Annotated in this window: 19 protein-coding genes, 1 tRNA gene and 1 pseudogene; 14 read left to right on the top strand and 7 right to left on the bottom strand. The window is 61.1% G+C overall.

Going from position 1 to position 23493, the window contains the following annotated elements:
- Positions 1-90: 90 nt before the first annotated feature.
- The gene (locus tag BLT00_RS30115) at positions 91-1098 is read right to left on the bottom strand and encodes an Abi family protein (protein WP_092150264.1); all 1008 of its coding nucleotides are present in this window, start codon (positions 1096-1098) and stop codon (positions 91-93) included.
- A gap of 286 nt (positions 1099-1384) precedes the next feature.
- Positions 1385-1461, bottom strand: a tRNA-Arg gene (locus BLT00_RS30110).
- 350 nt (positions 1462-1811) lie between these two features.
- On the opposite strand from BLT00_RS30110, the gene gabD reads away from it, so the two are divergent.
- From gabD to BLT00_RS30095, 3 genes are all read left to right on the top strand, one after another.
- Positions 1812-3254, top strand: a complete 1443-nt coding sequence (gene gabD / locus BLT00_RS30105) for an NADP-dependent succinate-semialdehyde dehydrogenase (protein WP_063323510.1) — start codon at positions 1812-1814, stop codon at positions 3252-3254.
- Between the two features lie 173 nt (positions 3255-3427).
- On the top strand, positions 3428-4705 hold the full coding sequence (gene gabT, locus BLT00_RS30100; protein ID WP_092150261.1) for a 4-aminobutyrate--2-oxoglutarate transaminase: 1278 nt from the start codon (positions 3428-3430) through the stop codon (positions 4703-4705).
- Positions 4706-4843: 138 nt separating this feature from the next.
- Entirely contained in the window at positions 4844-6061 is a 1218-nt protein-coding gene (locus BLT00_RS30095; RefSeq protein WP_063323508.1) for an HDOD domain-containing protein, read from the top strand.
- Positions 6062-6327: 266 nt separating this feature from the next.
- On the opposite strand, the gene BLT00_RS30090 is transcribed toward BLT00_RS30095, so the two are convergent.
- Together BLT00_RS30090 and desA are read right to left on the bottom strand one after the other, a co-directional pair.
- Positions 6328-7317 carry a GGDEF domain-containing protein gene (locus BLT00_RS30090; protein ID WP_057450587.1) on the bottom strand — a complete coding sequence of 330 codons (990 nt, stop codon included), beginning with the start codon at positions 7315-7317 and terminating at the stop codon, positions 6328-6330.
- Between the two features lie 296 nt (positions 7318-7613).
- Positions 7614-8798 (bottom strand): delta-9 fatty acid desaturase DesA, encoded by a 1185-nt coding sequence (gene desA, locus BLT00_RS30085; protein WP_072347251.1) that lies wholly within the window; start codon positions 8796-8798, stop codon positions 7614-7616.
- A gap of 146 nt (positions 8799-8944) precedes the next feature.
- Between desA and dibA the strand changes: the two genes are divergently transcribed.
- Positions 8945-10852, top strand: coding sequence for a phosphodiesterase DibA (dibA, locus tag BLT00_RS30080; protein ID WP_092150258.1), 1908 nt, complete (start codon positions 8945-8947; stop codon positions 10850-10852).
- Positions 10853-11045: 193 nt separating this feature from the next.
- On the top strand, positions 11046-11210 hold the full coding sequence (locus BLT00_RS31985) for a hypothetical protein (protein ID WP_158265826.1): 165 nt from the start codon (positions 11046-11048) through the stop codon (positions 11208-11210).
- 92 nt (positions 11211-11302) lie between these two features.
- On the opposite strand, the pseudogene BLT00_RS32305 reads toward BLT00_RS31985, so the two are convergent.
- Positions 11303-11685: pseudogene (locus BLT00_RS32305) on the bottom strand (DUF6124 family protein).
- A gap of 481 nt (positions 11686-12166) precedes the next feature.
- Here BLT00_RS32305 and oscA point away from each other — a divergent pair.
- The 8 genes from oscA (at position 12167) to BLT00_RS30035 (ending at position 20863) form a co-directional block, all read left to right on the top strand.
- Positions 12167-12349, top strand: coding sequence for a sulfur starvation response protein OscA (gene oscA, locus BLT00_RS30070; RefSeq protein WP_003186967.1), 183 nt, complete (start codon positions 12167-12169; stop codon positions 12347-12349).
- A gap of 138 nt (positions 12350-12487) precedes the next feature.
- Positions 12488-13501, top strand: a complete 1014-nt coding sequence (locus tag BLT00_RS30065) for a sulfate ABC transporter substrate-binding protein (protein ID WP_063323504.1) — start codon at positions 12488-12490, stop codon at positions 13499-13501.
- Between the two features lie 230 nt (positions 13502-13731).
- A complete protein-coding gene (cysT, locus tag BLT00_RS30060; RefSeq protein WP_013692011.1) occupies positions 13732-14550 on the top strand; it encodes a sulfate ABC transporter permease subunit CysT in 819 nt (272 codons plus the stop codon).
- Positions 14551-14562: 12 nt separating this feature from the next.
- Positions 14563-15432 carry a sulfate ABC transporter permease subunit CysW gene (gene cysW / locus BLT00_RS30055; RefSeq protein ID WP_092150255.1) on the top strand — a complete coding sequence of 290 codons (870 nt, stop codon included), beginning with the start codon at positions 14563-14565 and terminating at the stop codon, positions 15430-15432.
- Between the two features lie 3 nt (positions 15433-15435).
- Entirely contained in the window at positions 15436-16425 is a 990-nt protein-coding gene (locus BLT00_RS30050) for a sulfate/molybdate ABC transporter ATP-binding protein (protein ID WP_092150252.1), read from the top strand.
- 352 nt (positions 16426-16777) lie between these two features.
- Complete coding sequence (locus tag BLT00_RS30045) at positions 16778-18145, top strand: cytochrome C (RefSeq protein ID WP_092150249.1); 1368 nt, start codon at positions 16778-16780, stop codon at positions 18143-18145.
- Positions 18135-18644: a sorbitol dehydrogenase gene (locus BLT00_RS30040; protein ID WP_092150246.1), complete on the top strand. Its 510-nt coding sequence runs from the start codon at positions 18135-18137 to the stop codon at positions 18642-18644. Before BLT00_RS30045 ends, BLT00_RS30040 begins: the two co-directional genes overlap by 11 nt.
- A complete protein-coding gene (locus tag BLT00_RS30035) occupies positions 18641-20863 on the top strand; it encodes a GMC oxidoreductase (protein WP_092150243.1) in 2223 nt (740 codons plus the stop codon). The genes BLT00_RS30040 and BLT00_RS30035 overlap by 4 nt, the downstream gene beginning before the upstream one ends.
- A gap of 60 nt (positions 20864-20923) precedes the next feature.
- On the opposite strand, the gene BLT00_RS30030 is transcribed toward BLT00_RS30035, so the two are convergent.
- Complete coding sequence (locus BLT00_RS30030) at positions 20924-21448, bottom strand: Mpo1 family 2-hydroxy fatty acid dioxygenase (RefSeq protein WP_092150240.1); 525 nt, start codon at positions 21446-21448, stop codon at positions 20924-20926.
- Between the two features lie 88 nt (positions 21449-21536).
- Between BLT00_RS30030 and BLT00_RS30025 the strand changes: the two genes are divergently transcribed.
- On the top strand, positions 21537-22223 hold the full coding sequence (locus BLT00_RS30025; protein ID WP_092150237.1) for a Crp/Fnr family transcriptional regulator: 687 nt from the start codon (positions 21537-21539) through the stop codon (positions 22221-22223).
- Positions 22224-22413: 190 nt separating this feature from the next.
- Here BLT00_RS30025 and BLT00_RS30020 read toward each other — a convergent pair whose 3' ends face one another.
- Complete coding sequence (locus BLT00_RS30020; protein ID WP_092150234.1) at positions 22414-23418, bottom strand: AraC family transcriptional regulator; 1005 nt, start codon at positions 23416-23418, stop codon at positions 22414-22416.
- Between the last annotated feature and the right edge of the window lie 75 nt (positions 23419-23493).

Genomic DNA, 23493 nt, shown 5'->3' with positions numbered 1-23493 from the left:
CTCTATAATTGCTCGCAACACGGCCCCTGTCGGTTGATGCGCTTCGGCGCTGATACTGCTCAGGGGTTTTTTATTGTTTGAATTTTCTCCTCACCAGTCACGCTTCTGCCAATCATTATCGACGCCCATGCCCTCCAGATTAAGACCGAGGCGGGACAAATCTGGAAAATCATCCTCCAGCAGAGCCTTCAACCGCTGCCCCCAACTTGATGAGGGATTGATGGTTTTCATCAGATGCTGGGTGATGCACAAAAGCAGGAACGGGCGTGCACGTCCGTGCGTGTCGTCATGGAACGCGCTTAATGAAGGCGCCTGCTCTACAGGGGGCAGCTTCGGTTGATCGGCTATGTTCCGGTTCCACAGGCGACTATGATGGGCGCATACGTTCCGCAGGTAATTCAGGCTGCGGAGCCAAGTGGCGAAGATCCGGCCATTGCTGATGCCGTACTCTCGAGATATGGCATCTTGATCGATTTCGGTCATGCCCGCATAAAGGGTCGATAACGCGCCGAAGTCCCAAACTTCGCACGCCACCCAGACGGCGAGGGGAAGGCCGTATTTTTCTTTATTGTGCCGAATAAAATCTTCCTTCGAGCGATTGATTAACGCGGCGTGTTTACCTATCCACGCATGATGTTTGGTTAGTCCAGTCTGACCGTCCAACTGCGTAGAGAAACTTTCGTGGAACAGCTCAGGCTTTAGATAGGCGAATTTCTCGTGCCTCCCCAAGCCATGAGAGATGTCCACCCGCAGGGCGATTTCTATGCGTTCCAGAGCATCCAGGGTCAAGAGGCGGAGTTTCTTGTCGAAAACATACAGGTCAACGGCATTTTGAAATGTTGTGCCGGGCTTGAAATTGTCGAGAAGCAGTCGCGTAGGTTTCGTTTTGGATGGCTTGTGAATTCCCTGCTGGATGAGAGGACAGCAAAGCTCAGTGCGCTCGCGAAAGGCGAACCAGTAGCCGCTGAGGCGGTAATAACCAATGCGCTCCAAATATTCCAGTGCTTTAGGTTGATCAGTAACGACCATTCCCCGAGCCATCAACAATTCAAGCTGCGCTTGGTAGCTCTGCCAAGTTTTGGGATACCCCTGCTTCATTTAAACATCGCCTAATCCGCCCTTTGTCTGTCTTTTGCTTTCCACATACCCCTTCACGTGGCGGCTCCTTGTGAGCAAGTATTTTTGTAGGGCCAAGTTTCAGAGAAGGGCATCTTGGGAGCTCTGGGAGATGACTTTGCCATTCTCACCACACTCAGATGAGGAGCGTCTTGTAACAAGACTCGTCGTGGGTCGTGATCGATATCAACGACGTTCGATACGGAAAATTTCGCGTCCATAAAAAAGCCCCAATCCGTGAGGACTGAGGCTTTTGATTTTGCATGTATGGTGCACCAGGCGGGATTCGAACCCACGACCCCTGCCTTCGGAGGGCAGTACTCTATCCAGCTGAGCTACTGGTGCGACGCGGGCGCCATGATACTCATATGCATGGCGGGCGTCCATGCTGCTGATTTGCCGGTGTTTTCACACTGCTCGGCGGCTCTTGGCTACGCTGATCAGAAAAAACAGGCAAATTCGGTTTTTTCGTTCTTTTTTTCGAACAGCCTATTGTCCTTCACCCCTATCGGCCCTAGGATTCGTTTGAGATTTCAAACGCTCTTGTCTGGGTGCTGAACCGCACGTCTGTGCTTTTGTGCGTTATTTCTGTGCTTCAGCCCGGTGAATGATTTCCCTGACGGCAGCCCCCGAGGCGCCTTTTCTACAAATCTAATTCGCTCCGCGTGCGCGCGGTGCTGTTAAGGAAAGCCGACATGCAGCTTAAAGACACCCAGTTGTTCCGCCAGCAAGCCTTTATCGATGGCGCTTGGGTCGATGCGGACAATGGTCAGACAATCAAGGTCACCAACCCGGCAACGGGCGAAGTGCTGGGCACCGTGCCGAAGATGGGCGCTGCCGAAACCCGCCGGGCGATTGAAGCCGCCGACAAGGCACTGCCGGCCTGGCGTGCACTGACCGCCAAGGAGCGCGCCAACAAGCTGCGCCGCTGGTACGAATTGCTGATCGAAAACCAGGACGACCTTGGTCGCCTGATGACCCTGGAACAAGGCAAGCCACTGGCCGAAGCCAAGGGCGAAATCGTCTACGCCGCCTCGTTCATCGAATGGTTCGCCGAAGAAGCCAAGCGCATCTACGGTGACGTGATTCCCGGCCACCAGCCCGACAAGCGCCTGATCGTGATCAAGCAGCCGATTGGTGTGACCGCGGCCATTACCCCGTGGAACTTCCCGGCCGCGATGATCACCCGCAAGGCCGGCCCGGCCCTGGCCGCCGGTTGCACCATGGTCATCAAGCCGGCTTCGCAAACCCCGTTCTCGGCCCTGGCCCTGGTGGAACTGGCGCACCGTGCCGGCATTCCGCAAGGCGTGTTGAGCGTGGTGACCGGCAGCGCCGGCGACATCGGTGGCGAGCTGACCAGCAACCCGATCGTGCGTAAGCTGTCCTTCACCGGCTCGACCGAGATCGGTCGCCAGTTGATGGCCGAATGTGCCAAGGACATCAAGAAAGTCTCCCTGGAGCTGGGCGGCAACGCGCCGTTCATCGTGTTCGACGACGCCGACCTGGATAAGGCCGTCGAAGGCGCGATCATTTCCAAGTACCGCAACAACGGCCAGACCTGCGTCTGCGCCAACCGTCTGTACATCCAGGATTCGGTGTACGACGCGTTCGCGGAAAAACTCAAGGCGGCGGTCGCCAAGCTCAAGATCGGCAACGGCCTGGACGATGGCACCACCACCGGTCCCTTGATCGACGAGAAAGCGGTCGCCAAGGTACAAGAACACATTGCCGATGCGGTCAGCAAAGGCGCGACCGTGCTGTCGGGCGGCAAGGCGATGGAAGGCAACTTCTTCGAGCCGACCATCCTGACCAACGTACCGAAGAACGCCGCCGTGGCGAAAGAAGAAACCTTCGGCCCGCTGGCACCGCTGTTCCGCTTCAAAGACGAAGCCGAAGTGATCGCGATGTCCAACGACACCGAGTTCGGCCTGGCCTCGTACTTCTATGCCCGCGACCTGGGCCGTGTATTCCGTGTGGCCGAAGCCCTGGAATACGGCATGGTCGGCGTCAACACCGGGTTGATTTCCAACGAAGTCGCGCCATTCGGCGGCATCAAGGCTTCGGGCCTGGGCCGTGAAGGATCCAAGTACGGCATCGAGGATTACCTGGAAATCAAATACCTCTGCCTGGGTATCTGATCAGCTTCAAGCGCAAAGGGCACGAGAGCGCTGTCCCTTTGCGTGTTTCACCCGTTCTGTTTCTTGTGGCCGGAACGCTGCGGCAGTCGATCATCGCATGCTGTCGCAGTTGCCTCCCTGCCATGTATTCCTTGAGCCACGCCGCCCGATGAGCGGCGAATGAGGACATTTTAATGAGCAAGACCAACGCAGACCTGATGGCCCGCCGTACCGCCGCTGTTCCACGCGGTGTTGGGCAGATTCACCCGATCTTTGCCGAGTCGGCGAAGAACGCCACGGTGACCGACGTTGAAGGTCGTGAGTTCATCGACTTCGCCGGCGGCATCGCCGTGCTGAACACCGGTCACGTGCACCCGAAAATCATCGCCGCCGTGACCGAACAGCTGAACAAGCTGACCCACACCTGCTTCCAGGTCCTGGCCTACGAGCCGTACGTGGAACTGTGTGAAAAAATCAACGCCAAGGTGCCGGGCGATTTCGCCAAGAAAACCCTGCTGGTGACCACCGGTTCGGAAGCGGTGGAAAACGCCGTGAAAATCGCCCGTGCCGCCACAGGCCGTGCCGGTGTGATCGCCTTCACCGGCGCTTACCACGGTCGCACCATGATGACCCTGGGCCTGACCGGTAAAGTCGTGCCGTACTCGGCCGGCATGGGCCTGATGCCCGGCGGCATCTTCCGCGCGCTGTACCCGAACGAACTGCACGGTGTGAGCATCGACGACTCCATCGCCAGCATCGAGCGCATCTTCAAGAACGACGCCGAACCGCGTGACATCGCGGCAATCATCATCGAGCCGGTACAGGGCGAAGGTGGTTTCTATGTAGCACCCAAGGAATTCATGCAGCGCCTGCGCGCTTTGTGCGACCAGCACGGCATCCTGCTGATCGCTGACGAAGTGCAGACCGGTGCCGGCCGTACCGGCACCTTCTTCGCCATGGAGCAGATGGGCGTTGCCGCCGACCTGACCACCTTCGCCAAATCCATCGCTGGCGGCTTCCCGTTGGCCGGTGTGTGCGGCAAGGCCGAGTACATGGATGCCATCGCGCCGGGTGGCCTGGGCGGCACCTACGCCGGTAGCCCGATCGCCTGTGCGGCGGCGCTGGCGGTGATGGAAGTGTTCGAAGAAGAACACCTGCTGGATCGCTGCAAGGCTGTGGGCGAGCGTCTGGTAGCCGGCCTCAAGGCGATCCAGAAGAAGTACCCGGTCATTGGTGACGTGCGAGCCCTGGGCGCGATGATCGCCGTGGAACTGTTCGAAAACGGCGACTCCCACAAGCCGAACGCGGCAGCGGTAGCCCAAGTCGTGGCCAAGGCGCGTGACAAGGGTCTGATCCTGCTGTCCTGCGGCACCTACGGCAACGTTCTGCGGGTGCTGGTGCCGCTGACCGCTCCGGACGAGCAACTGGAAAAAGGCCTGGCAATCCTTGAAGAGTGCTTCTCCGAACTCTGAGTGACGGTTGTGCGCTGATCCACAAAAACCCGCCTTCTGGCGGGTTTTTTCATATTGGCGAAGCTATCCGGTGGATTTTGAGCTGTCTGGAACGGCCACCAACGTCTAAGGTGCAAGTATGGCAAGGGAGCATGCTGCATGACTGCTGTGGATTTACCCGCTGTACCCCGTGTGTTGATCGCCGAGGCCGATCCGGCGTCCCGTGAGCTGCTTGAGCAGGTGTTGTCGGGTGTGCGCTGCGATGCCAGGGTGGACACTTGTGGCGACGGCAAAGAGGCTTTGGATTTGCTGGCGAAGCATTCCTACGACCTGGTGATCGCCGATTGGGAGCTGCCGGGGGTTGATGGCCTGGCGATTCTGCGTGGCCTTCGCCAGCAGCATCGCACGCCGCCGTTGCCGTTCATCCTGATGAGTCGGCGCAATGACAGCGCCAGCGTGCGCGAGGTCTTGCCGCTGGCGCCGACCGCGTATCTGACCAAACCCTTGAACCGGGACAACCTGACCCAGCGTTTGCAGGGGTTGTTAGTGAACGGCGGTGAAGAAACTTCCAACGATGCGCCGGTTCCGGGGCCGGCGTTGACCTTGCTCACCTTCCTGGAACGTCGGCGTGACCTGTCCGAGGGCGCGCCCTTGATGACCGATGTGCAAGTGGCGGTCAAGCGCAGCCTCAACCCCGGCGGCCTGGACCTGAAACTGCTCGAAGAAGAAATCCGCACCGACCCGCAAATCACCGCCGTGCTGATCGCGGCGGCCAACAGCGCTGCCCAGCATCAGGGCGGTGGCCCGGTGCAGACGGTGGCCCAGGCGCTGCACCAGCTTGGTTCCGGACCAAGCATGAACCTGATCCTCGCCCTGACCCTCAAACGCTGCGCCCGGCTCAGCGTCCCATGCCTGGCGGACTATGCCGAGCGTTACTGGGAGCTGTCGCTGCACACGGCCGAATATGCCCGGACGATGGCGCGCTTGCTGGACCTGGAGCAGGAGCGCTGCTATTGCGCCGGCTTGTTGCATCGCCTGGGCGACCTGGCGTTGCTGCGCTGCCTGGAAGAGTGGAAACAGGCCGGTGGCGAGCTGGACGAGCCGGAGGAAGTCGGCGACTCGCTGGACATGTTCGGCGCCAGTTTCGGCTCGGCGTTACGTGCCCGCTGGCGTCTGCCGTTGGAGCTGCGGGAGTTGATCGCGGCGGTCTATAACTTGGGGGGCGGGGTGTATTCCCGTGAAGCCTTGGTGATGAACATGGCAGCGCAGATGGCGCATCTGCCCGCGCATGAGGGCCTTGAAGAACTGGCCCGTGGCCGCACGGCGCGGTTGCTGAAGATCGGCTTGCCGGAGTTGACACGGTTGCGCCGCAAGTAGGACCGCCAACTCATTCTTGCTCGCAATGGTGACAGTCCAGACAGGCCAGAACCTGTGGCGAGGGAGCTTGCTCCCGCTGGCCTGCGCAGCAGGCCCTCAGCATGCTTACAGGCAGAACGCGTTGTTCGGTTTGCGACTGCTGCGCAGCCGAGCGGGAGCAAGCTCCCTCGCCACAGGGGATTGTCGGTGGCTCGGAATTTCGCATCCGCCTCGAAACCAGAGCTGTGGGAGCGGCATGACTGGGCTCAACAGCACTGCGATTGGCGTCAAGCCGCGATGATGCGGTTCTTCCCTTTGCGCTTGGCTTCGTACATGGCTGCGTCGGCGCGGGCGAACAGGCTGTCGAGGGACTGGTCTTCGGGGGTAATGCCGGTCAGGCCCTGGCTGACGGTAATGCCGAAACTCTGTTCACCGCAGCGGAACATCAGGCGCTGGATTTCCCGTTGCAACCGCTCGGCCACTTGCAGCGCCATGTCCGGGGGGCAGCCGGGGAACACCGCGGCGAACTCTTCGCCGCCGATCCGCCCGAACAGGTCACCGCGCCGGAGCACGGACCGCCCGCTTTCGGCGATTCTCTGCAACACGGTATCGCCTTCCTGATGGCCGTAGGTGTCGTTGATCACCTTGAAGTCATCGATGTCCAGCAACAGGAACGCCATGGGCATACCTTGTAGCCGTGCCTGCTCGAACTCGCGGTGGGCGCATTCGAAGAAATGCCGACGATTGCTGCTTTGGGTCAGCACGTCGGTGGTCGCCAGGCGCTGCAGTTCGCTTTCCAGCAGCTTCTTTTCGGTGATGTCTTCGGCAATGCCTACCACAATCACCGGTTGCCCTGGCTCGGCCTTGCGGTTGATGAAGCATTTGTCGCTCAGCCAGCGGATTTGGCCGTTGCCGGCAATGATGCGGTATTCACGGTCTTCGACGGCGCCTTTGACCAAAACCTCGGCCAGGCTGCGCTCGGCGTACTCCAGGTCGTCGGGGTAAATGGCGTCGCGCCATTCGTTGAAGTCAGCCAGGACCAGGCCGGCGGGGCGGCCGAAGATCCGTTCGTAGGCGGGGCTGACATACAGCACCTGCCGGGTTTCCCAGTTGAACGCCCACAGCACGGCATTGACGCTGACCAGCAACGAGCTGAACAGCTGCTCACGCTCGCTCAGGCGCGCCACTTCGCCCTGGGCATGCATCAGCGCCATGAGCGTCTGGGCTGCCTCGGGCCAATGAGGTAGGGAGTAATCCTGTAGGTTCTTGTCGACCATCGGCACAAATCTCAAAGAGCATGCACTGCTATTGGTTCGCACGCGCTTTCTCCAAAACCCGCCTGGATGGCGAAGTGCTCTTTGAGATAGGAGATTTGGGGCGAAGTTCCTTTTCAGGCGACGAAGGGCGTGGGGATTTAGCGAGTCAGGTGCCAAGTGTTGGACCTGTGGCGAGGGAGCTTGCTCCCGCTTGAGCGCGAAGCGCTCACAAGAAAGAGAGGGCTGCTGCGCAGCCCAGCGGGAGCAAGCTCCCTCGCCACAAAAAAGCCCTTGTCCACAGTGCTGGCGTTGCCTGGTCAGGCCGTGGCAGGCCGTAGCGAGTAGGTCTTGAGTTGGTCGGCAAACTCGCGCAGGGACTGGATGCCGCTAGCCTCGGCCTCGTGGACCCATTCCTTGATGGCGGCGAGCATGTCGTGGCCGTTGCTGCTGGTCTTGACCCAGATCTGCTGCAAGGCCAGGCGTTTCTCGTAGATCACCTTCAGCGCCTGGCTGTGTTCGAGCATGTTCTGGATGCGCACGTGGTGACGCTCGTCCAGCAGGCTGGTTTCCCGCGACAGCAGGCGTTTGGCCCTGTGGAACTGGTGACGCACCGAGTGATCGACCTTTTCCAGTTCCTGCTTCACCAGTGGCGCGATGACCAGCCGGCGGTACTGCGCCATGATCTGGAAACGGTTGTTGAGAATCGCCATGGCCGTGTCCATGTCCAAGTGGCCCTTGCCTTCGACCCGGTGGGCGATCGGCGCAACCCGCTGGACCTTGGCCAGGCGCAGGATACTGAACACCCGTATCCAGGCCCAGCCCAGGTCGAACTCCCATTTGCGTACCGACAGCTTGGCCGAGTTGGGGTATGTGTGGTGGTTGTTGTGCAGTTCTTCGCCGCCGATCAGGATGCCCCAGGGCACCAGGTTGGTCGCCGCGTCGCGGCATTCGAAGTTGCGGTAGCCCACGGCATGGCCCAGGCCATTGACCACGCCAGCGGCCCAGACGGGGATCCACATCATCTGGATGGCCCAGATAGTGATGCCGATGGTACCGAACAACAGCAGGTCGATGATGCCCATGATCGCCACGCCCAGCAGCGGGAAGCGGCTGTAGAGGTTGCGCTCGATCCAGTCGTCGGGGCAGTTCTTGCCGTAGATGCGCAGGGTTTCCGGGTTTTCCGCCTCGGCGCGATACAGCTCGGCGCCTTTGCGCAGCACGGTGGACAAGCCCTTGATGACCGGACTGTGAGGGTCATCCTCGGTTTCGCATTTGGCGTGGTGCTTGCGGTGGATGGCGGTCCACTCACGGGTGTTCTGTGCCGTGGTCAGCCACAGCCAGAAGCGGAAGAAATGTTTGAGGCCGGCATTGAGCTCCAGGGAGCGGTGCGCCGAATAACGGTGCAGGTAGACCGTGACGGCAATGATCGTGACGTGGGTCATCAGCAGGGTGACTGCCACCAGTGACCAGGCCGACAAGCCAAGAAAACCTTCGTACCACATAGGCTGTAGGGCCCTCGATAAAGATAGAAACAGCCGTTGCATTATCACCGGCCCTACAGATAAAACCAGTCGGCCTTTCAGATAAGAGTGGCTGAATGTTTCTTCCTCTATAATCCCCACCTCTCTGTAGGGACATGGATGGCCGAATGCCTGCTTATCAACGCAGTGCCATGCGCGTAGCGCTGCTTTACCTCGTGTTGTCAGTCGTCTGGCTGCAGCTGATTGGTTATTTATTGAGCAGTTTCTTCGATCAATTCGCTGACAGACAACGCTGGCTGCTGATCAACGGCTATGCCTGGGTCCTGCTCAGCGCCGGGTTGATCTTCTTGGCGCGGGCGCGGATCTCGCGATTTTTCGCCAAGGGTGAGCACGGTGCCGATCGCGAGCGTCTGCGCCAGGCTGCCGCCGTCTTCGATTGCACCCGCGAAGGGGTGTTGGTGACCGACCGCAACGGCTTGATTGTGCACGTGAACCGGGCCTTCATGGCGATCACCGGTTATGTGCGGGATGAAGTGCTGGGCCAGCGCCCCAGCCTGTTCAAGTCCGGTCGTCATGGGACGGATTTCTATCGCGACATGTTTACCTCCCTGGACAGCCAGGGGGAGTGGAGCGGCGAGATCTGGAATCGGCGTAAAAGCGGTGAGATCTACCCGCAATGGCAGACGATCCGCGTCATTCGCGACGACAGCGGCGAGGTCAGCCATTATGTCGCGGTGTTTTCTGACATCAGTGCCATCAAGGATTCCGAGCACGAACTGGCCTACCTGGCCCATCACGACCCGCTGACCGGCTTGCCCAACCGCCTGCTGTTTTCCGATCGTACCGAGCAGGCCCTGGCGTCGGCGCAGTTGCACAAGCGTGGCTGTGCCCTGTTGCTGCTGGACCTGGATCACTTCAAGAACATCAATGACAGCCTGGGTCACAACGTAGGCGATGAGTTGCTCAAAGGCGTGGCCGAGCGGTTTCGCGGGCTTTTTGCGCCGGGCGTGACCCTGGCCCGGCTGGGGGGCGACGAATTTGCGGTGCTGGTGGAAAACTGCTCGCAGCCAGGCCAGGCAGCGGCGCTGGCCCGGCGCATCCTGGACGCCTTGAAAGAGCCCCTGCGGTTCGATGACCATGCATTGTTCATCAATGCCAGCATCGGTATCAGCCTGTTTCCCGGCGATGCCCTGAGCGCCGGGCAGCTGCTGCGCAATGCCGATTCGGCGTTGTTCAAGGCCAAGAGCGCCGGACGCGACGGCTACGCCTTGTACACCGAAGAACTCACCGCCCACGCCCAGCAGCGGGTCGAGATTGCCTTCGAATTGCGGCGCGCGCTGCAGCAACAGGAGTTGCGCGTTCACTACCAGCCGGTCCACGACTTGGCGACCAGTCGTCTGATCGGTGTCGAGGCGCTGGTGCGATGGGAGCATCCCACGCGTGGATTGGTGTCGCCGGCCGAGTTCATTCCCATTGCTGAACGTACCGGCCTGATTGCCCAGGTCGATGCCTGGGTCATGGACCAGGCCTGCCGGCAAATGTGCCAGTGGCAGCAGGCCGGCGTGGCGCTGTCGTTTGTCGCCGTCAACGTATCGAGTCGGTTGTTTGCGCGTCGCGAGTTGTATGACCAGGTCGCGCAGGTGTTGCACGACACGGGCCTGGATCCGGGTTGCCTGGAGCTGGAAGTGACGGAAAGCGCGGTGATGGATGACCCGGAGGTGGCGCTGGAGCAGATGCATCGCCTGCGGGAGCTGGGCGTGCGCTTGGCTATCGACGATTTCGGCACGGGCTATTCGTCGTTGCTGCGGCTTAAGCGTTTGCCGGTGCAGAAGCTGAAGATCGATCAGGGTTTTGTCGCGGGGTTACCGTGGGATGAGGATGACGCGGCGATCGTCCGGGTGATCATCGCCCTGGCCCACAGCATGGGCATGCAGGTGCATGCCGAGGGCATCGAGCAGCGTGAGCAGGCGGCATTTTTGCTTGGACAGGCGTGTGAGCTGGGGCAGGGTTACTGGTTTGGCCGGCCCGTGGCGGCGGCGCAGTTGGATTGGGGGCGGGCGCCGGTTATTGCTTGATCGTCGGTGGTATTGATGGCGGCCAGACAGCTGGCCAGGATTTTGTGATCGGGTACATATCCATTTCTGCGGTAACGGCCACTTAGGGTTCCGCCCTGACGGCGGCTCACTTTTGAGAAGCCCGGAAGCCGGCCCAGTCAAAAGTAAGCAAAACGCTTTTGCCCCACCACTCGGTGCCTCGCCTAGGCTCGGCATGCCCTCTCTCCGGCATTGCTCCGTGGGCCGCCGCGAAGGGCCATCCATGGCCCAGCGCGGCTACCTCGGCATCCATGCCGGGGTGCCCACTACGCAATGCCTGCGTTCGGCCATCGTGGTTAACGGGGCGCCCGAGATCAACGTCCACCGCGAGGCGGCCTAGTAGCCGACCTGGCTCTGGGTGAGACCGCGTTTCCCCTGTGGGAGCGGGCTTGCTCGCGAAGGCGCCGGTTCAGCTTGCATCCAAGCTATGTGCTACCCCTTGGCCCCAGACGCCGCCATCTCCTTGGTTTCCAAATGATCCAACGCCCGCTCGACCAACAACTGCACCCCATCGGCCATGCGACTGATCGCCAGGGCGACGCAGCGGCGTGAGTCGTCGACGTCGTCGGCCAGGTCGGCGGCGATGGTGCTGATGGAGAGCAGGTCTTCGGAGGCGTTGGCGAGCAGGGTTTCGGTGTCTATGTGGGGGACACGATGAAAAGTTGGTTTTTGTCGGGTCCGGGCGGTGAGGCGGGCTTGGGGTTGAGGTAGTAGTCGAGGGCGCGGGTGGCGGCGTCATCGAGCTTTTTTTCTTCCTGCGCTTGGACGCGGGATTTGTGGCCGCTTTGCGGAGGATTCGGTGAAGGCTTGACCATATTCTATGTACCAGAGTTGAGGTCGACATCCTTTCGCTTGCATTCGAAGAGGTGGCAACTGTACGTAGGTGTGCAAGACCGGTCCGGTACCGCCGGCAGACCCGAAGGCCTCCCACGCACAATTGCCATAACGGACGCGAGCATAAAAAAATGCTCGGTCAATAGCCATAACCAATTGCGTACCAATCCGGACTTGCACGCCCGTGTCACCGTTTTTTGCGATGACGAACAGAGGTTAGCCGCGGCATGGAGCGCTGCCTAGTTCATGAACAGCTCGGCGTTTTGAAGGAAATATCCGAGGCGTTAGCAGGGAAAGGCCTCCCAAGCTCCCCTGCCGTAGGACGCCGGCTACTTTCTGTAATTTTGGTTATATAAAAATTCTTAAATAGTCTTTTTAAGAATATCCGCGCTTATCTAGTATTGCTCCCACGCCGCAAGCAGTGCCGCCCACTGCCAGGCATTCATTCAAAGGAGCAGCAGCATGAGCGCATCTCTACGTAGCGTTGACGGCCAGGACGAAGCAACCATCTTGCGCGAGATCCAGAGCGCGTTGCGCGATCTACGCTTTGGGGCAGTGGAAATCACCGTGCACAACGCGCAGGTGGTCCAGATCGAACGCAAGGAAAAATTCCGCTTGCAGCAACCGAGTCATAAGCCGTCTTGAAGAAAGACAAAAGATCGCAGCCTTCGGCAGTGCCTACGGGGGGCTGAGTGTAGGGGCTGGCGAAGACTGCGATCTTTTCTACAAGCCAAACGAATTTCCAGAAGCCATAAGAAAACCAGAATTCCAGGAGCTTTCACCATGTCGTCCATTCGTCGTTATGCCCTGGCCGCCCTGGCCAGTGCTGTTTTTGCAGGTTCCGCCGTCGCCAAGGATTACGAGCTGCTCAACGTGTCCTACGACCCGACGCGTGAGCTTTACCAGGATTACAACGCCGAATTCGCCAGTTTCTGGAAGAAAGCGCACCCGGACGACAGCGTGAAGATCCAGCAATCCCACGGTGGTTCGGGCAAGCAGGGCCGGGCGGTGATCGACGGTCTGCGGGCCGACGTGGTGACCCTGGCCCTGGCCGGCGATATCGATGAAATCGCCAAGCTGGGCAAGTCCCTGCCGGCGGACTGGCAAACACGCCTGCCGGAAGCCAGTACACCCTACACGTCCACCATCGTGTTCCTGGTGCGTAAGGGCAACCCCAAGGGCATCAAGGATTGGGGCGACCTGATCAAGAATGACGTGTCGGTCATCACCCCGAACCCGAAGACCTCAGGCGGTGCTCGCTGGAACTTCCTCGCGGCCTGGGCCTACGGCCTGAAGGCCAATGGCGGTGACGAAGCCAAGGCCAAGGAATACGTGCAAGCGCTGTTCAAGCACGTGCCGATCCTCGACACCGGCGCCCGTGGCTCGACGATTACCTTCGTCAACAACGGTCAGGGCGACGTGTTGCTGGCCTGGGAAAACGAAGCCTTCCTGGCACTGAAGGAAGATGGCGGCGCCGACAAGTTCGACATCGTCGTGCCGTCGCTGTCGATCCTTGCCGAACCGCCGGTGGCGGTGGTGGACAAGAACGCCGAGAAAAAAGGCAACGCCGAGATCGCCGAAGCCTACCTCAAGCACTTGTACAGCCCGGCCGGCCAGGAAATCGCCGCGAAGAACTTCTATCGTCCACGTGACAAGGACGTCGCCGCCAAGTACTCGCGCCAGTTTCCGAAACTGGACCTGGTGACCATCGACAAGGACTTCGGCGGCTGGAAAACCGCGCAACCGAAATTCTTCAATGATGGCGGCGTGTTCGACCAGATCTATCAGGCGCAGTAAGCTGGACAGGCCATAAAATGGGCTCTGACTGCGGTTGCAATGTTGTTTACTCAAGGCTTGAAGGATTCTTTGTGGCGAGGGAGCTTGCTCCCGCTTGAGTGCGAAGCGCTCACAAAAACGGGGCTGCTGCGCAGCCCAGCGGGAGCAAGCTCCCTCGCCACGGATTCACTCGCCAGCGAACCACATTGCAATGACCGTCGGGGCTTTGCTGTTCTCAACCAAGGACTTCTATGTCGCGTCGCATATCCCCCGTCATACCCGGCTTCGGGCTGACGCTGGGCTACACCCTGGTGTACCTCAGTCTGATTGTGCTCATACCCCTGGCGGCGATGTTCGTGCATGCCGCCCAACTCACCTGGGAACAGTTCTGGGCGATCATTTCGGCACCGCGGGTGCTGGCGGCCTTGAAACTCAGTTTCGGCACCGCGCTGTACGCCGCGATCATCAACGGCGTGATCGGCACGCTGCTGGCCTGGGTGCTGGTGCGCTACACCTTCCCTGGCCGCAAGATCATCGACGCGATGATCGACCTGCCGTTCGCCCTGCCCACTGCCGTGGCCGGTATTGCCTTGACGGCGTTGTACGCGCCGACCGGTCTGGTGGGCCAGTTCGCCACCGACCTGGGGTTCAAGATCGCCTACACCCCGCTGGGCATCACCCTGGCGCTGACGTTCGTGACGCTGCCGTTCGTGGTGCGCACGGTGCAGCCAGTGCTGGCCGATATTCCCCGTGAAGTCGAAGAAGCCGCCGCCTGCCTCGGCGCCAAGCCATGGCAGGTGTTCCGCCACATCCTCGTGCCGGCGCTGTTGCCGGCCTGGTTGACCGGTTTCGCCCTGGCCTTTGCCCGTGGCGTGGGTGAGTACGGTTCGGTGATTTTCATCGCCGGCAACATGCCGATGAAAACCGAGATCCTGCCGCTGCTGATCATGGTCAAGCTCGACCAATACGACTACACCGGCGCCACCTCCATCGGCGTGTTGATGCTGGTGGTTTCCTTCGTCCTGTTGCTGCTGATCAACCTGCTGCAGCGGCGCATCGAAACCCCATAAGGAGGCGCGAACATGTCCCAATCGTCTATTTCCGCAGCCTCCACCAATGCCGCCCGTCGCGGCAGTGCGACGTCGCGGCGAATCCTGATCGGCCTTGGCTGGCTGATTTTTGCGCTGTTTTTGCTGCTGCCGCTGTTCATCGTGGTGTCCCAGGGCCTGAAGCTCGGGTTGGGGGCGTTCTTCTCCGCGATCTTTGAACCCGACGCGTTGTCGGCGCTGAAGCTCACGGTGATCGCCGTGCTGATTTCGGTGCCGCTGAACCTGGTGTTCGGTGTCAGTGCCGCGTGGTGCGTGAGCAAGTATTCATTCCGTGGCAAGAGCATGCTGGTGACGCTGATCGACCTGCCGTTTTCGGTGTCGCCGGTGATCGCGGGCCTGGTGTATGTGCTGATGTTTGGCGCCCAGGGCCTGTTCGGTCCGTGGCTGTCGGATCACGACATCCAGATTGTGTTCGCGCTGCCGGGGATCGTGCTGGCGACGATTTTTGTCACCGTGCCGTTCGTGGCCCGGGAGCTGATTCCTCTGATGCAGGAGCAGGGCACCCAGGAAGAAGAGGCCGCGCGCCTGCTCGGTGCCAATGGCTGGCAGATGTTCTGGCATGTCACCGTGCCGAACATCAAGTGGGGCCTGATTTATGGTGTGGTGCTGTGTACCGCCCGCGCCATGGGCGAGTTCGGCGCGGTGTCGGTGGTATCCGGGCACATTCGCGGGGTGACCAACACCCTGCCGCTGCACGTCGAGATCCTCTACAACGAATACAACCACGTGGCCGCGTTCGCTGTGGCGAGCCTGTTGCTGATCCTGGCGCTCTTCATCCTGCTGCTCAAGCAGTGGAGCGAAAACCGAATCAACCGCCTGCGCGCCAGCGCCGCGGAGGAATAAGTCATGTCGATCGAAGTTCGTAACGTCAGCAAGAATTTCAACGCCTTCAAGGCCCTGGACGACATCAGCCTGGACATCCTGAGCGGTGAATTGGTGGCGCTGCTGGGGCCGTCGGGTTGCGGCAAGACCACGTTGCTGCGGATCATCGCCGGCCTCGAAACCCCGGACCAGGGCAACATCGTGTTCCACGGCGAGGACGTGTCCGGCCACGACGTGCGTGACCGCAACGTCGGTTTCGTGTTCCAGCACTACGCTTTGTTTCGCCACATGACGGTGTTCGACAACGTCGCCTTTGGCTTGCGCATGAAGCCCAAGCAGCAACGTCCGAACGAAAGCCAGATCGCGACCAAGGTCCATGAGCTGCTGAACATGGTGCAGCTGGATTGGCTCGCCGATCGCTATCCTGAGCAACTGTCCGGCGGCCAGCGCCAGCGCATCGCCCTGGCTCGCGCATTGGCGGTGGAGCCCAAGGTATTGCTGCTGGACGAACCCTTCGGTGCCCTGGACGCCAAGGTCCGCAAGGAACTGCGCCGCTGGCTGGCGCGGCTGCACGAGGACATCAACCTGACCTCGGTGTTCGTGACCCACGACCAGGAAGAAGCCATGGAAGTCGCCGACCGGATCGTGGTGATGAACAAGGGCGTGATCGAGCAGATCGGCTCGCCGGGGGATGTCTACGAAAACCCGGCCAGCGACTTTGTGTATCACTTCCTCGGCGACTCGAACCGCCTGCACTTGGGTGAGGACCGGCATGTGCTGTTCCGCCCTCACGAAGTCTCGCTGTCGCGCTCGGAGCTGGAAGACCACCACGCCGCCGAAGTGCGCGACATCCGTCCGCTCGGCGCCACCACTCGGGTGACCCTGAAGGTGGAAGGCCAGAGTGAGCTGATCGAGGCGGAAGTGGTGAAGGATCACGACAGCCTGGTGGGCCTGGCGAAGGGCGAGACGCTGTTCTTCAAGCCGAAGGTCTGGCAGAAAGTCGCCAACCTCTAAAAGCATCGCGAGCAAGGGACTGGTGGTTCGATCGTTCCCACGCTCCTGCGTGGGAACGCCGCCAGGGACGCTCCGCGTTCCGCTTCTGGAAGGTGACGCAGAGCGTCACGGGATGCATCCCCACGCAGAGCGTGGGGACGATCAGATGGGATCGAGCTTGCTCGCGATGGCGTCCTCACTGCCCCCGGTCAGAATCTGAATAACTCCACCCAACCTTGCTTCGATTGGTTCTACGCCAACGCCTTTTCCCCGCCCAAACCCTACCTAGACTCTGACAGGCCAGGAGGCAAGTGAGAGTCCATGACGGACCGGTGTTATCTCTCCTGGTGCCCTGATGCCAAGGAGAGAAAACATGAGAGTGGAAGTCAGTCGGCATGGCCCGCTTGGCTGTGCATTGTTAGGCGTCTTGCTGGCTCCGGCCGCCAGCGCCGCCCCTTCGTTGTCCCCCCAGATACCCTTCGATGTCACGGTGACCCACCCCGTTTCACTGATCAGCCTGCAAGCCGATTTCGATGAGCTGTCGTGGCAAACCTTCATTGCCCTGAACTGGCCGGCGCTGGATAACGGTGATCCGAATACCGGCACGCCCATCGGCAAGCAGGATGGCGCCACCGTGTGGGAGAGCTGGAAAGAGAGCTACCAGATTTTCCGCGCCAAGGGCCAGGCGCCGCTGCCCTGGAATGCCCCGGCGACTCTGCCCGAAGCGTGCAAGTCGCTCAAGCCCGGTCGCCTGTTGCAGCAAATGGGCAAGGTGCCCGATGTGCTGGATGAATTTATCCAGCCCTTCGAGAGCGGCCCGCTGGTTGACCAGAACGGCACCTACACGCGCAACGAAATCGTGGTCAACCAATCGATGTTCAACGGCATCGTCGACAACGGTCTGTACAGCATCGAAGGCCAGCAGAAGTTCTTCGCCGCGAAGCCGACCAATACCGTGGCGTTCAGTTGTGGTTCCACCGAGACCAAACAGGTCGGCGCGGTGATGGTGAAGGCGTCATGGAAAGTGCTGGGCCCCAACGACAACCGGCAGGACTTTCACACCGTCGATGCGCTGGTCTACACCCCGGGCAACAACGACCCGAGCCATGGGCCGATTGTCGGAGAGTCGTGCGTGTCCGAGCCGGTCGGGTTGGTGGGATTGCACATGGTCCATAAGACCGCCAGTGCGGCGCAATGGGTCTGGTCAACCTTCGAGCATGTGAAAAACGTGCCGGAAAAAACCACGCCTGTTGCCCAGCGCACGGGGCCTTATCTGTTCTACAACGCAGCCAGCCAAAGCGACATCAACCAACCGCCGCCACGGCCATGGAACCCGGCGGTCAAGGCGACGCCCTCGCAGATCGTGCGCGACGTGCCGCTCACCGAGGCCACCAAAAAACTGAACGCTACGTATCAAGGCCTGTTGCGTACGGTGAACCCGAAGAGCGTCTGGGCGAACTATCAACTGATCAGTACCCAGTGGCCGTCGGCCCCGTCACCGAACTGCCAGATATCGGCCGCCAACCCGTTGGGCAGCCCTGCGCCCTTGTTCCTGGCCAACGCCACGCTGGAGACCTACATCCAGGGCACCGTGCCTCAGGCGTCTTCCAGTTGCATGGCTTGCCACGGCAATGCGGCCACCCATGTCACCGAGTCGCCGCGTACCAGCTTCGCGGATTTCACCTATTTGCTCGAACGCGCACAGTCCACTGGCGGACAAGGAGTCAACCATGAGCAGTGATCTGGACAACTTTGTAGGCCTGTCATCGGCCCTGACCGGCATTCCCACGGATCGGCTGGCACCGGCGATCGACCAGGTGGGTTTGCCACCGATTTTTCTCGCGTTCATCACCCCGCGTATCACCCCTGAGGTGCTCAATACGTTGCTGACTCAATACGCCACGCTGGCAGCGAACAATGTGCCCCCCGACCAGATCGCCAAAGCGGTGCTGATGGATGGATCGCGACCGGCTGTCACGCAAGCGGCCCAAGCTGCGCGTTCGATCATGAAACTGTGGTTGCTGGGGGTCTGGTATCAGCCCTATGCCACTGGCAACTACAAATCGACCGACTCGACGGTGGTGTCCGACCAGGCCTACATCCAGAGCTGGGCCTGGAAAATCGCCCAGGCCCACCCCATGGGCTACAGCGAGATGTTTTTCGGCTATTGGAACACCACGCCACCGAGCCTTGAGGACTACACCGGCGTGCCTGCCAACACACAAGGAGCCTCGTCATGAGTACCGAACAAGCCGAGGTGATCATCGTTGGCGCGGGGTTGGCCGGCAGCATCATCGCTTATCAGTTGGGCATGGCCGGCGTGGATGTGTTGGTGCTCGAATCGGGTCCGGAGATCCCGGCCAACCGTGCGCAATACCTGGAGCGTTTCTACACCGCCACCCTGAAGACCCCGGAGTCGCCCTATCCGCCAGTGTCGACCCTGGACACGCCGCGTGACCCGAGCAAGGAAAATGCGCCTCGAGCGACCATCGCCGACCTGATCCTTGGCTGGGACAAGCCGCAAGTCAGCTATCTGGTGCAGAAAGGCCCACTGCCCTTCAACAGTACTTATGAACGGGTGGGCGGCGGCACGACCTGGCACTGGGTCGGGACCTGCCTGCGCATGGTGCCGAACGATTTCCGCCTGAAGAGCAAGTACGGCGTCGGGGTGGATTGGCCGATCGGCTACGACGACCTGCAAAGCGCCTATTGCCGGGCCGAGGCGGAAATCGGGGTGTCGGCCAATGTCGCCGACCAGGCCTACCTGGGCATGACGTTCCCCGAGGGCTATTCATTCCCGATGCACAGCATTCCGTTGTCGTTGGTCGATGGCAGTTTCGTCACAGCCGTGACCGACAAGAACTTCGACGGCTTGCCGCTGGTAGTCAGCCCGACCCCGGCCGGGCGCAACTCCCAGCCCTATGCCGGGCGCCGGGTGTGTGCCGGCAATACCAACTGCACGCCGATCTGCCCGATCCAGGCCAAGTACGACGCCACCGTGACCCTGAACAAGGCCTTGGCCACCGGCAAGGTCCGAGTCATGTACCGGACCGTGGCCAGCAAAGTGACCGTGGGCCCGGACAAGAACATCAATGGCGTCGAATTCATTCAATACCAGCTTGGCGAGGGACCGAAGACGGGCACCGGCGTGGCCATCGGGCAGCGTTACGTGATCGCGGCCCATGCCATCGAAACTCCCAAATTGTTGCTCAACTCCAAGACCCCTGCCTGGCCCGATGGCGTGGCCAATAGCAGCGGCCAGGTCGGACGCAGCCTGTCCGACCATCCGATTTACCTGGCGTGGGGGCTGATGCCGGAAGGCAAGACGGTGTTCCCGTACCGGGGACCGGTGTCCACGGCGGGCATCGAGAGCCTGCGTGACGGCGACTTTCGCAGCCTGCGAGCGGCGTGGCGTATCGAAATCGGCAACGAGGGCTGGAACTGGCCGGTGGGCGACCCTTACGTCACCGTGGCCGATTTTATCGATGGCAAGAACAAAAGCTGCACCAACCCGTTGCCATCGAAAGAGAACCCGCCGCCGCCCACTGAAGCGCTTTACGGCACGGCCCTGATTCAACGGCTCAACGACCTGTTCATCCGCCAGTTTCGGATCGGCTTTTTGGTGGAGCAGGTGGAGAAGGATCCCGACCAGTCCAAGAGCTACATCGTGCCTTCGACGGACAAGCTCACGGACGGGCTTGGCATTCTTCGGCCGGAAATCCACTACGACCTGTCCGATTACACCAAGGAAGGTTTCAGGCAGGCGAAGGTATTGGCGAGCCACATCATCAAGGACCTGCTCGGCGCCGTGGAGCTGACGGCACCTATTGGCCAAGGGACATTCAGGTACAAAGAAGAGGATTACACCTTCCAGGGCGCCGGGCACCTGATGGGCACCTACCGCATGGGTGATGATCCGGCCAAGTCGGTGGTGGACAAGTACCAGCGCAGTTGGGACCACAAGAACCTGTTCCTGGTAGGCGATGGTGTCTTCCCCAGTACCGGCACCTCGAACCCGAGCCTGACGATCGCGGCGTTGTCGTTCCAGGCCGGGGACACTGTGGCCAACGACCTGAAGGCGGTGACGATGCAGGTCCAATCCAACATCGCCTGGCAGGGCACTGGCGTGAAGGTCAACGGGTTGGTTCCGCGTTTGGTTCGCTACGTCAGTGGGCTATGGTGTGCCAGTCCGCAGGGTGGAAATGTCGATGGAAATGGCGGTTCGAGGCATATCGACTACAGCAGCTATGCCTTGCCCGGTGCCGCCGAAGGTGCCTTGATCGGTCGCGTGGGCGATGGTGGCAAGCCGTTCCTGGTGGGGGATCTGGGGCAGGTTCCTGCCAGCGAGCAAGGCGAGCTGCAACTGTGCATCAATGATGACCTGACCGGGCAATACGGAGCAGGCTTGAGCGATAACACCGGTGCGCTGACGGTGCGGATCGAATTCGGCGCCCTGTAGTGCCTGAGCGGTAAGGCCCAACTCCTGTGGGAGCAAGCTCGCTCCCACAGAGGGGTGTTTTCAGGCGGCCGAACGCTGGTTGCGCAACGTCACCGGCCCGGCGCGCTCCTCGATGGCCTGCTTCAATTCGCCGCGAAGCCCCAGCAGGAAACCCGCTTCCACCACCACAAACAGCGGCCCGACAATCAGCCCGGTGAGGTCGTCGACAAACGCCGGTTTGCGGCCTTCGTAATAGTGGCCGACGAACTGGATCACCCAACCCACCACGAACATCCCCAGGCCACTGCTCAACCACACCGCCGTGCTTTGCGCTGCCAGTGTCTGACCCAGCCATACCGCCAGGCCCAGCAGCACCGTCATCAGCACACCCAGGCGCACTTCCAGGCGTAGATAGAACCAAGCACTGGCCACGGCCACCAGCAATGCCGGAGAAATCAGGATCGCGCCCAGCGGCCAACCGGGCCGTGACAGCAGCACGGCAACGGCGACGAAGATCAGCGGAATGCCAACGAAATGAGTGGCGATGTTGCGCGGGTCTCGGTGATAAGCAGCGTATTGGCTGAGATGATCGACGAGGCTTTTCATTGTTGTTCCTCCTGGGGTAATGCCCGCATGATGCATCAGGTCTTGCACGACGCTCTGTCAGTTAGCCGACACTTGTCCCGGAGTTTCCATGAATTCGCATCCCTGGCACTCACAACTGATGGCCGGCCACTGGTACAGCCACTTGCCCGTTGAGTTACAGAATAGCCTGCTGGATATGGCCCGCGAGCGCCGCCTGCCGCCGGGCCATGGGCTGTTCAAGCGTGGCGATCCGCCGTGCGGGCTGTATGCCGTGCTGGAAGGCGCGGTGCGCGTCGGTGCGGTGAACGAACAGGGCAAGGAGGCACTGCTGAGTATGATCGAGGCGCCCCACTGGTTCGGTGAAATCTGCCTGTTCGATGGCCAGCCGCGCACTCATGATGCGGTGGTGGTCGGTCAAGGTACACTGCTGCACGTGCCGCAGGCGCCGTTGCTGGCCTTCCTGCAAGCGCAGCCGATCTACTGGCGGTATCTGGCATTGTTGATGAGCCACAAACTGCGCCTGACCTTCATCAACCTCGAACACCTGAGCCTGATGCCTGCCCCGGCCCGGGTGGCCCACCGCCTGCTGATGATCGCAGAAGGCTACGGCGAAATCGAACCGCCGCGCCGAATCTTGCAACTGCCCCAGGAGCATCTGGCGCTGATGCTCGCGCTGTCACGCCAGACCACCAACCAGATCCTCAAGGACTTGCAGGCCCAGGGCATTCTCCACCTCGGTTATGGCGAGATCGAAATCCTCGACATCGAGCGATTGCGCGGGTTGACCACGATCTGAAACCGACCTGGCCCCCGTGGCGAGGGAGCTTGCTCCCGCTGGCCTGCGCAGCAGGCCCTTGGCATGTCTATAGGCAGGCGGATCGCATTGGCCGGTTTTGCTACTGCTGCGCAGCCGAGCGGGAGCAAGCTCCCTCGCCACAGGGGCTTGTCTGGGCGAAAGTCATCGCCCGCCCAGCCAACCCAAATCCCTAGCGCAACCCATCCCGAAACTGCCCCGGCGTCATCCCGGTCCAGCGCTTGAAGGCGCGGCTGAAGCTGCTGGCATCGGCAAAACCCAACAGGTAGCTGACTTCGCTCAGCGAGCAATTCGGATCCCGCAGGTGCAGCAGCGCCAGATTCTCCCGGCACTCGTTGAGCAGTGCGTCGAAGCGGCAGCCTTCGTCGGCCAGGTGCCGTTGCAGGCTGCGCAGGCTCAGGTGCATGGCCTGGGCGATGCGTTCGGCGCTGGGCTCACCTTCGGGCAGTTGGGCCTCGATGGCCGCGCGTACCTTGCGTTCCCAGGTCAGTGGCTTGAGCTGTGCGAGGGTGCGTTCGAGCACTGTTTCATTGTGTTCGGCCAGTTCCGGGTTGGCGTCGTCCAGGTGGCTGTCGAAATCGGTGAGGTTGAACTCCAGGCAATCCTGCGCGGCGCCGAAATGCACCGGCGAGCGGAACACTTTGTGCCAGGGGCTGGGGTCCGCCGGTTCCGGGCGCCGCAGGTACACCGCCAGTGGTGCGTAATCACGGCCGAGGCGGTTGCGACAGGTGCGCACGTAAATCGCCGCGAACGCGTCGATGGCCTCGAAGGCTGGCGCCGGTCGGTCCGGCGGCACCTCGAGGCTAAAGCGATAACGGTCCTCTGCGCGGATCAGCTGGAGGGTTAGCGCATCGCTGACCACCGGGTGATAGCGTACGATCCGCTCGAACACTTCCCGCAGGCTGCCGCTGGCCACCAGGGCATAACCCAGCGCATGAAAGGTGGTGGGGCTGACGAAACGCGAGACCCGCAGGCCGATGGCCGGGTCGCCGCTGGCCTGCACAGCCAATGCCCACAGACGGGTGGTGGCCGAGAGCGGGTAACGGGCGTTCGGGTCGTCCATCCATTGCGGGTCGAGGCCGGCTTCCACGCACAAGACATGGCTGTCCAGGCCCAGCGCATCGAGCTGTTTGCGCAGGGCGCGGGTCCAGCTGGCGAGGGAAGTCGGTTCAGTCATGACGATTGGCGCGTGCGGTCAACAGGTTGGCGTTTACGGCTACCACCCCAGGGGACAACGCCCGGCAGGATGAGC

The organism is Pseudomonas sp. NFACC51, assembly GCF_900103575.1.
Lineage (GTDB): Bacteria > Pseudomonadota > Gammaproteobacteria > Pseudomonadales > Pseudomonadaceae > Aquipseudomonas > Aquipseudomonas fluorescens_Q.
This window is presented reverse-complemented; position numbering and strand designations above follow the sequence as displayed.

Bases quoted from the DNA above. Each gene is read 5' to 3' on its own strand.
- BLT00_RS30115 (WP_092150264.1), bottom strand. From the start codon at position 1,098: ATGAAGCAGGGGTATCCCAAAACTTGGCAGAGCTACCAAGCGCAGCTT.
- gabD (WP_063323510.1), top strand. From the start codon at position 1,812: ATGCAGCTTAAAGACACCCAGTTGTTCCGCCAGCAAGCCTTTATCGAT.
- gabT (WP_092150261.1), top strand. From the start codon at position 3,428: ATGAGCAAGACCAACGCAGACCTGATGGCCCGCCGTACCGCCGCTGTT.
- BLT00_RS30095 (WP_063323508.1), top strand. From the start codon at position 4,844: ATGACTGCTGTGGATTTACCCGCTGTACCCCGTGTGTTGATCGCCGAG.
- BLT00_RS30090 (WP_057450587.1), bottom strand. From the start codon at position 7,317: ATGGTCGACAAGAACCTACAGGATTACTCCCTACCTCATTGGCCCGAG.
- desA (WP_072347251.1), bottom strand. From the start codon at position 8,798: ATGTGGTACGAAGGTTTTCTTGGCTTGTCGGCCTGGTCACTGGTGGCA.
- dibA (WP_092150258.1), top strand. From the start codon at position 8,945: ATGCCTGCTTATCAACGCAGTGCCATGCGCGTAGCGCTGCTTTACCTC.
- BLT00_RS31985 (WP_158265826.1), top strand. From the start codon at position 11,046: ATGCCCTCTCTCCGGCATTGCTCCGTGGGCCGCCGCGAAGGGCCATCC.
- oscA (WP_003186967.1), top strand. From the start codon at position 12,167: ATGAGCGCATCTCTACGTAGCGTTGACGGCCAGGACGAAGCAACCATC.
- BLT00_RS30065 (WP_063323504.1), top strand. From the start codon at position 12,488: ATGTCGTCCATTCGTCGTTATGCCCTGGCCGCCCTGGCCAGTGCTGTT.
- cysT (WP_013692011.1), top strand. From the start codon at position 13,732: ATGTCGCGTCGCATATCCCCCGTCATACCCGGCTTCGGGCTGACGCTG.
- cysW (WP_092150255.1), top strand. From the start codon at position 14,563: ATGTCCCAATCGTCTATTTCCGCAGCCTCCACCAATGCCGCCCGTCGC.
- BLT00_RS30050 (WP_092150252.1), top strand. From the start codon at position 15,436: ATGTCGATCGAAGTTCGTAACGTCAGCAAGAATTTCAACGCCTTCAAG.
- BLT00_RS30045 (WP_092150249.1), top strand. From the start codon at position 16,778: ATGAGAGTGGAAGTCAGTCGGCATGGCCCGCTTGGCTGTGCATTGTTA.
- BLT00_RS30040 (WP_092150246.1), top strand. From the start codon at position 18,135: ATGAGCAGTGATCTGGACAACTTTGTAGGCCTGTCATCGGCCCTGACC.
- BLT00_RS30035 (WP_092150243.1), top strand. From the start codon at position 18,641: ATGAGTACCGAACAAGCCGAGGTGATCATCGTTGGCGCGGGGTTGGCC.
- BLT00_RS30030 (WP_092150240.1), bottom strand. From the start codon at position 21,448: ATGAAAAGCCTCGTCGATCATCTCAGCCAATACGCTGCTTATCACCGA.
- BLT00_RS30025 (WP_092150237.1), top strand. From the start codon at position 21,537: ATGAATTCGCATCCCTGGCACTCACAACTGATGGCCGGCCACTGGTAC.
- BLT00_RS30020 (WP_092150234.1), bottom strand. From the start codon at position 23,418: ATGACTGAACCGACTTCCCTCGCCAGCTGGACCCGCGCCCTGCGCAAA.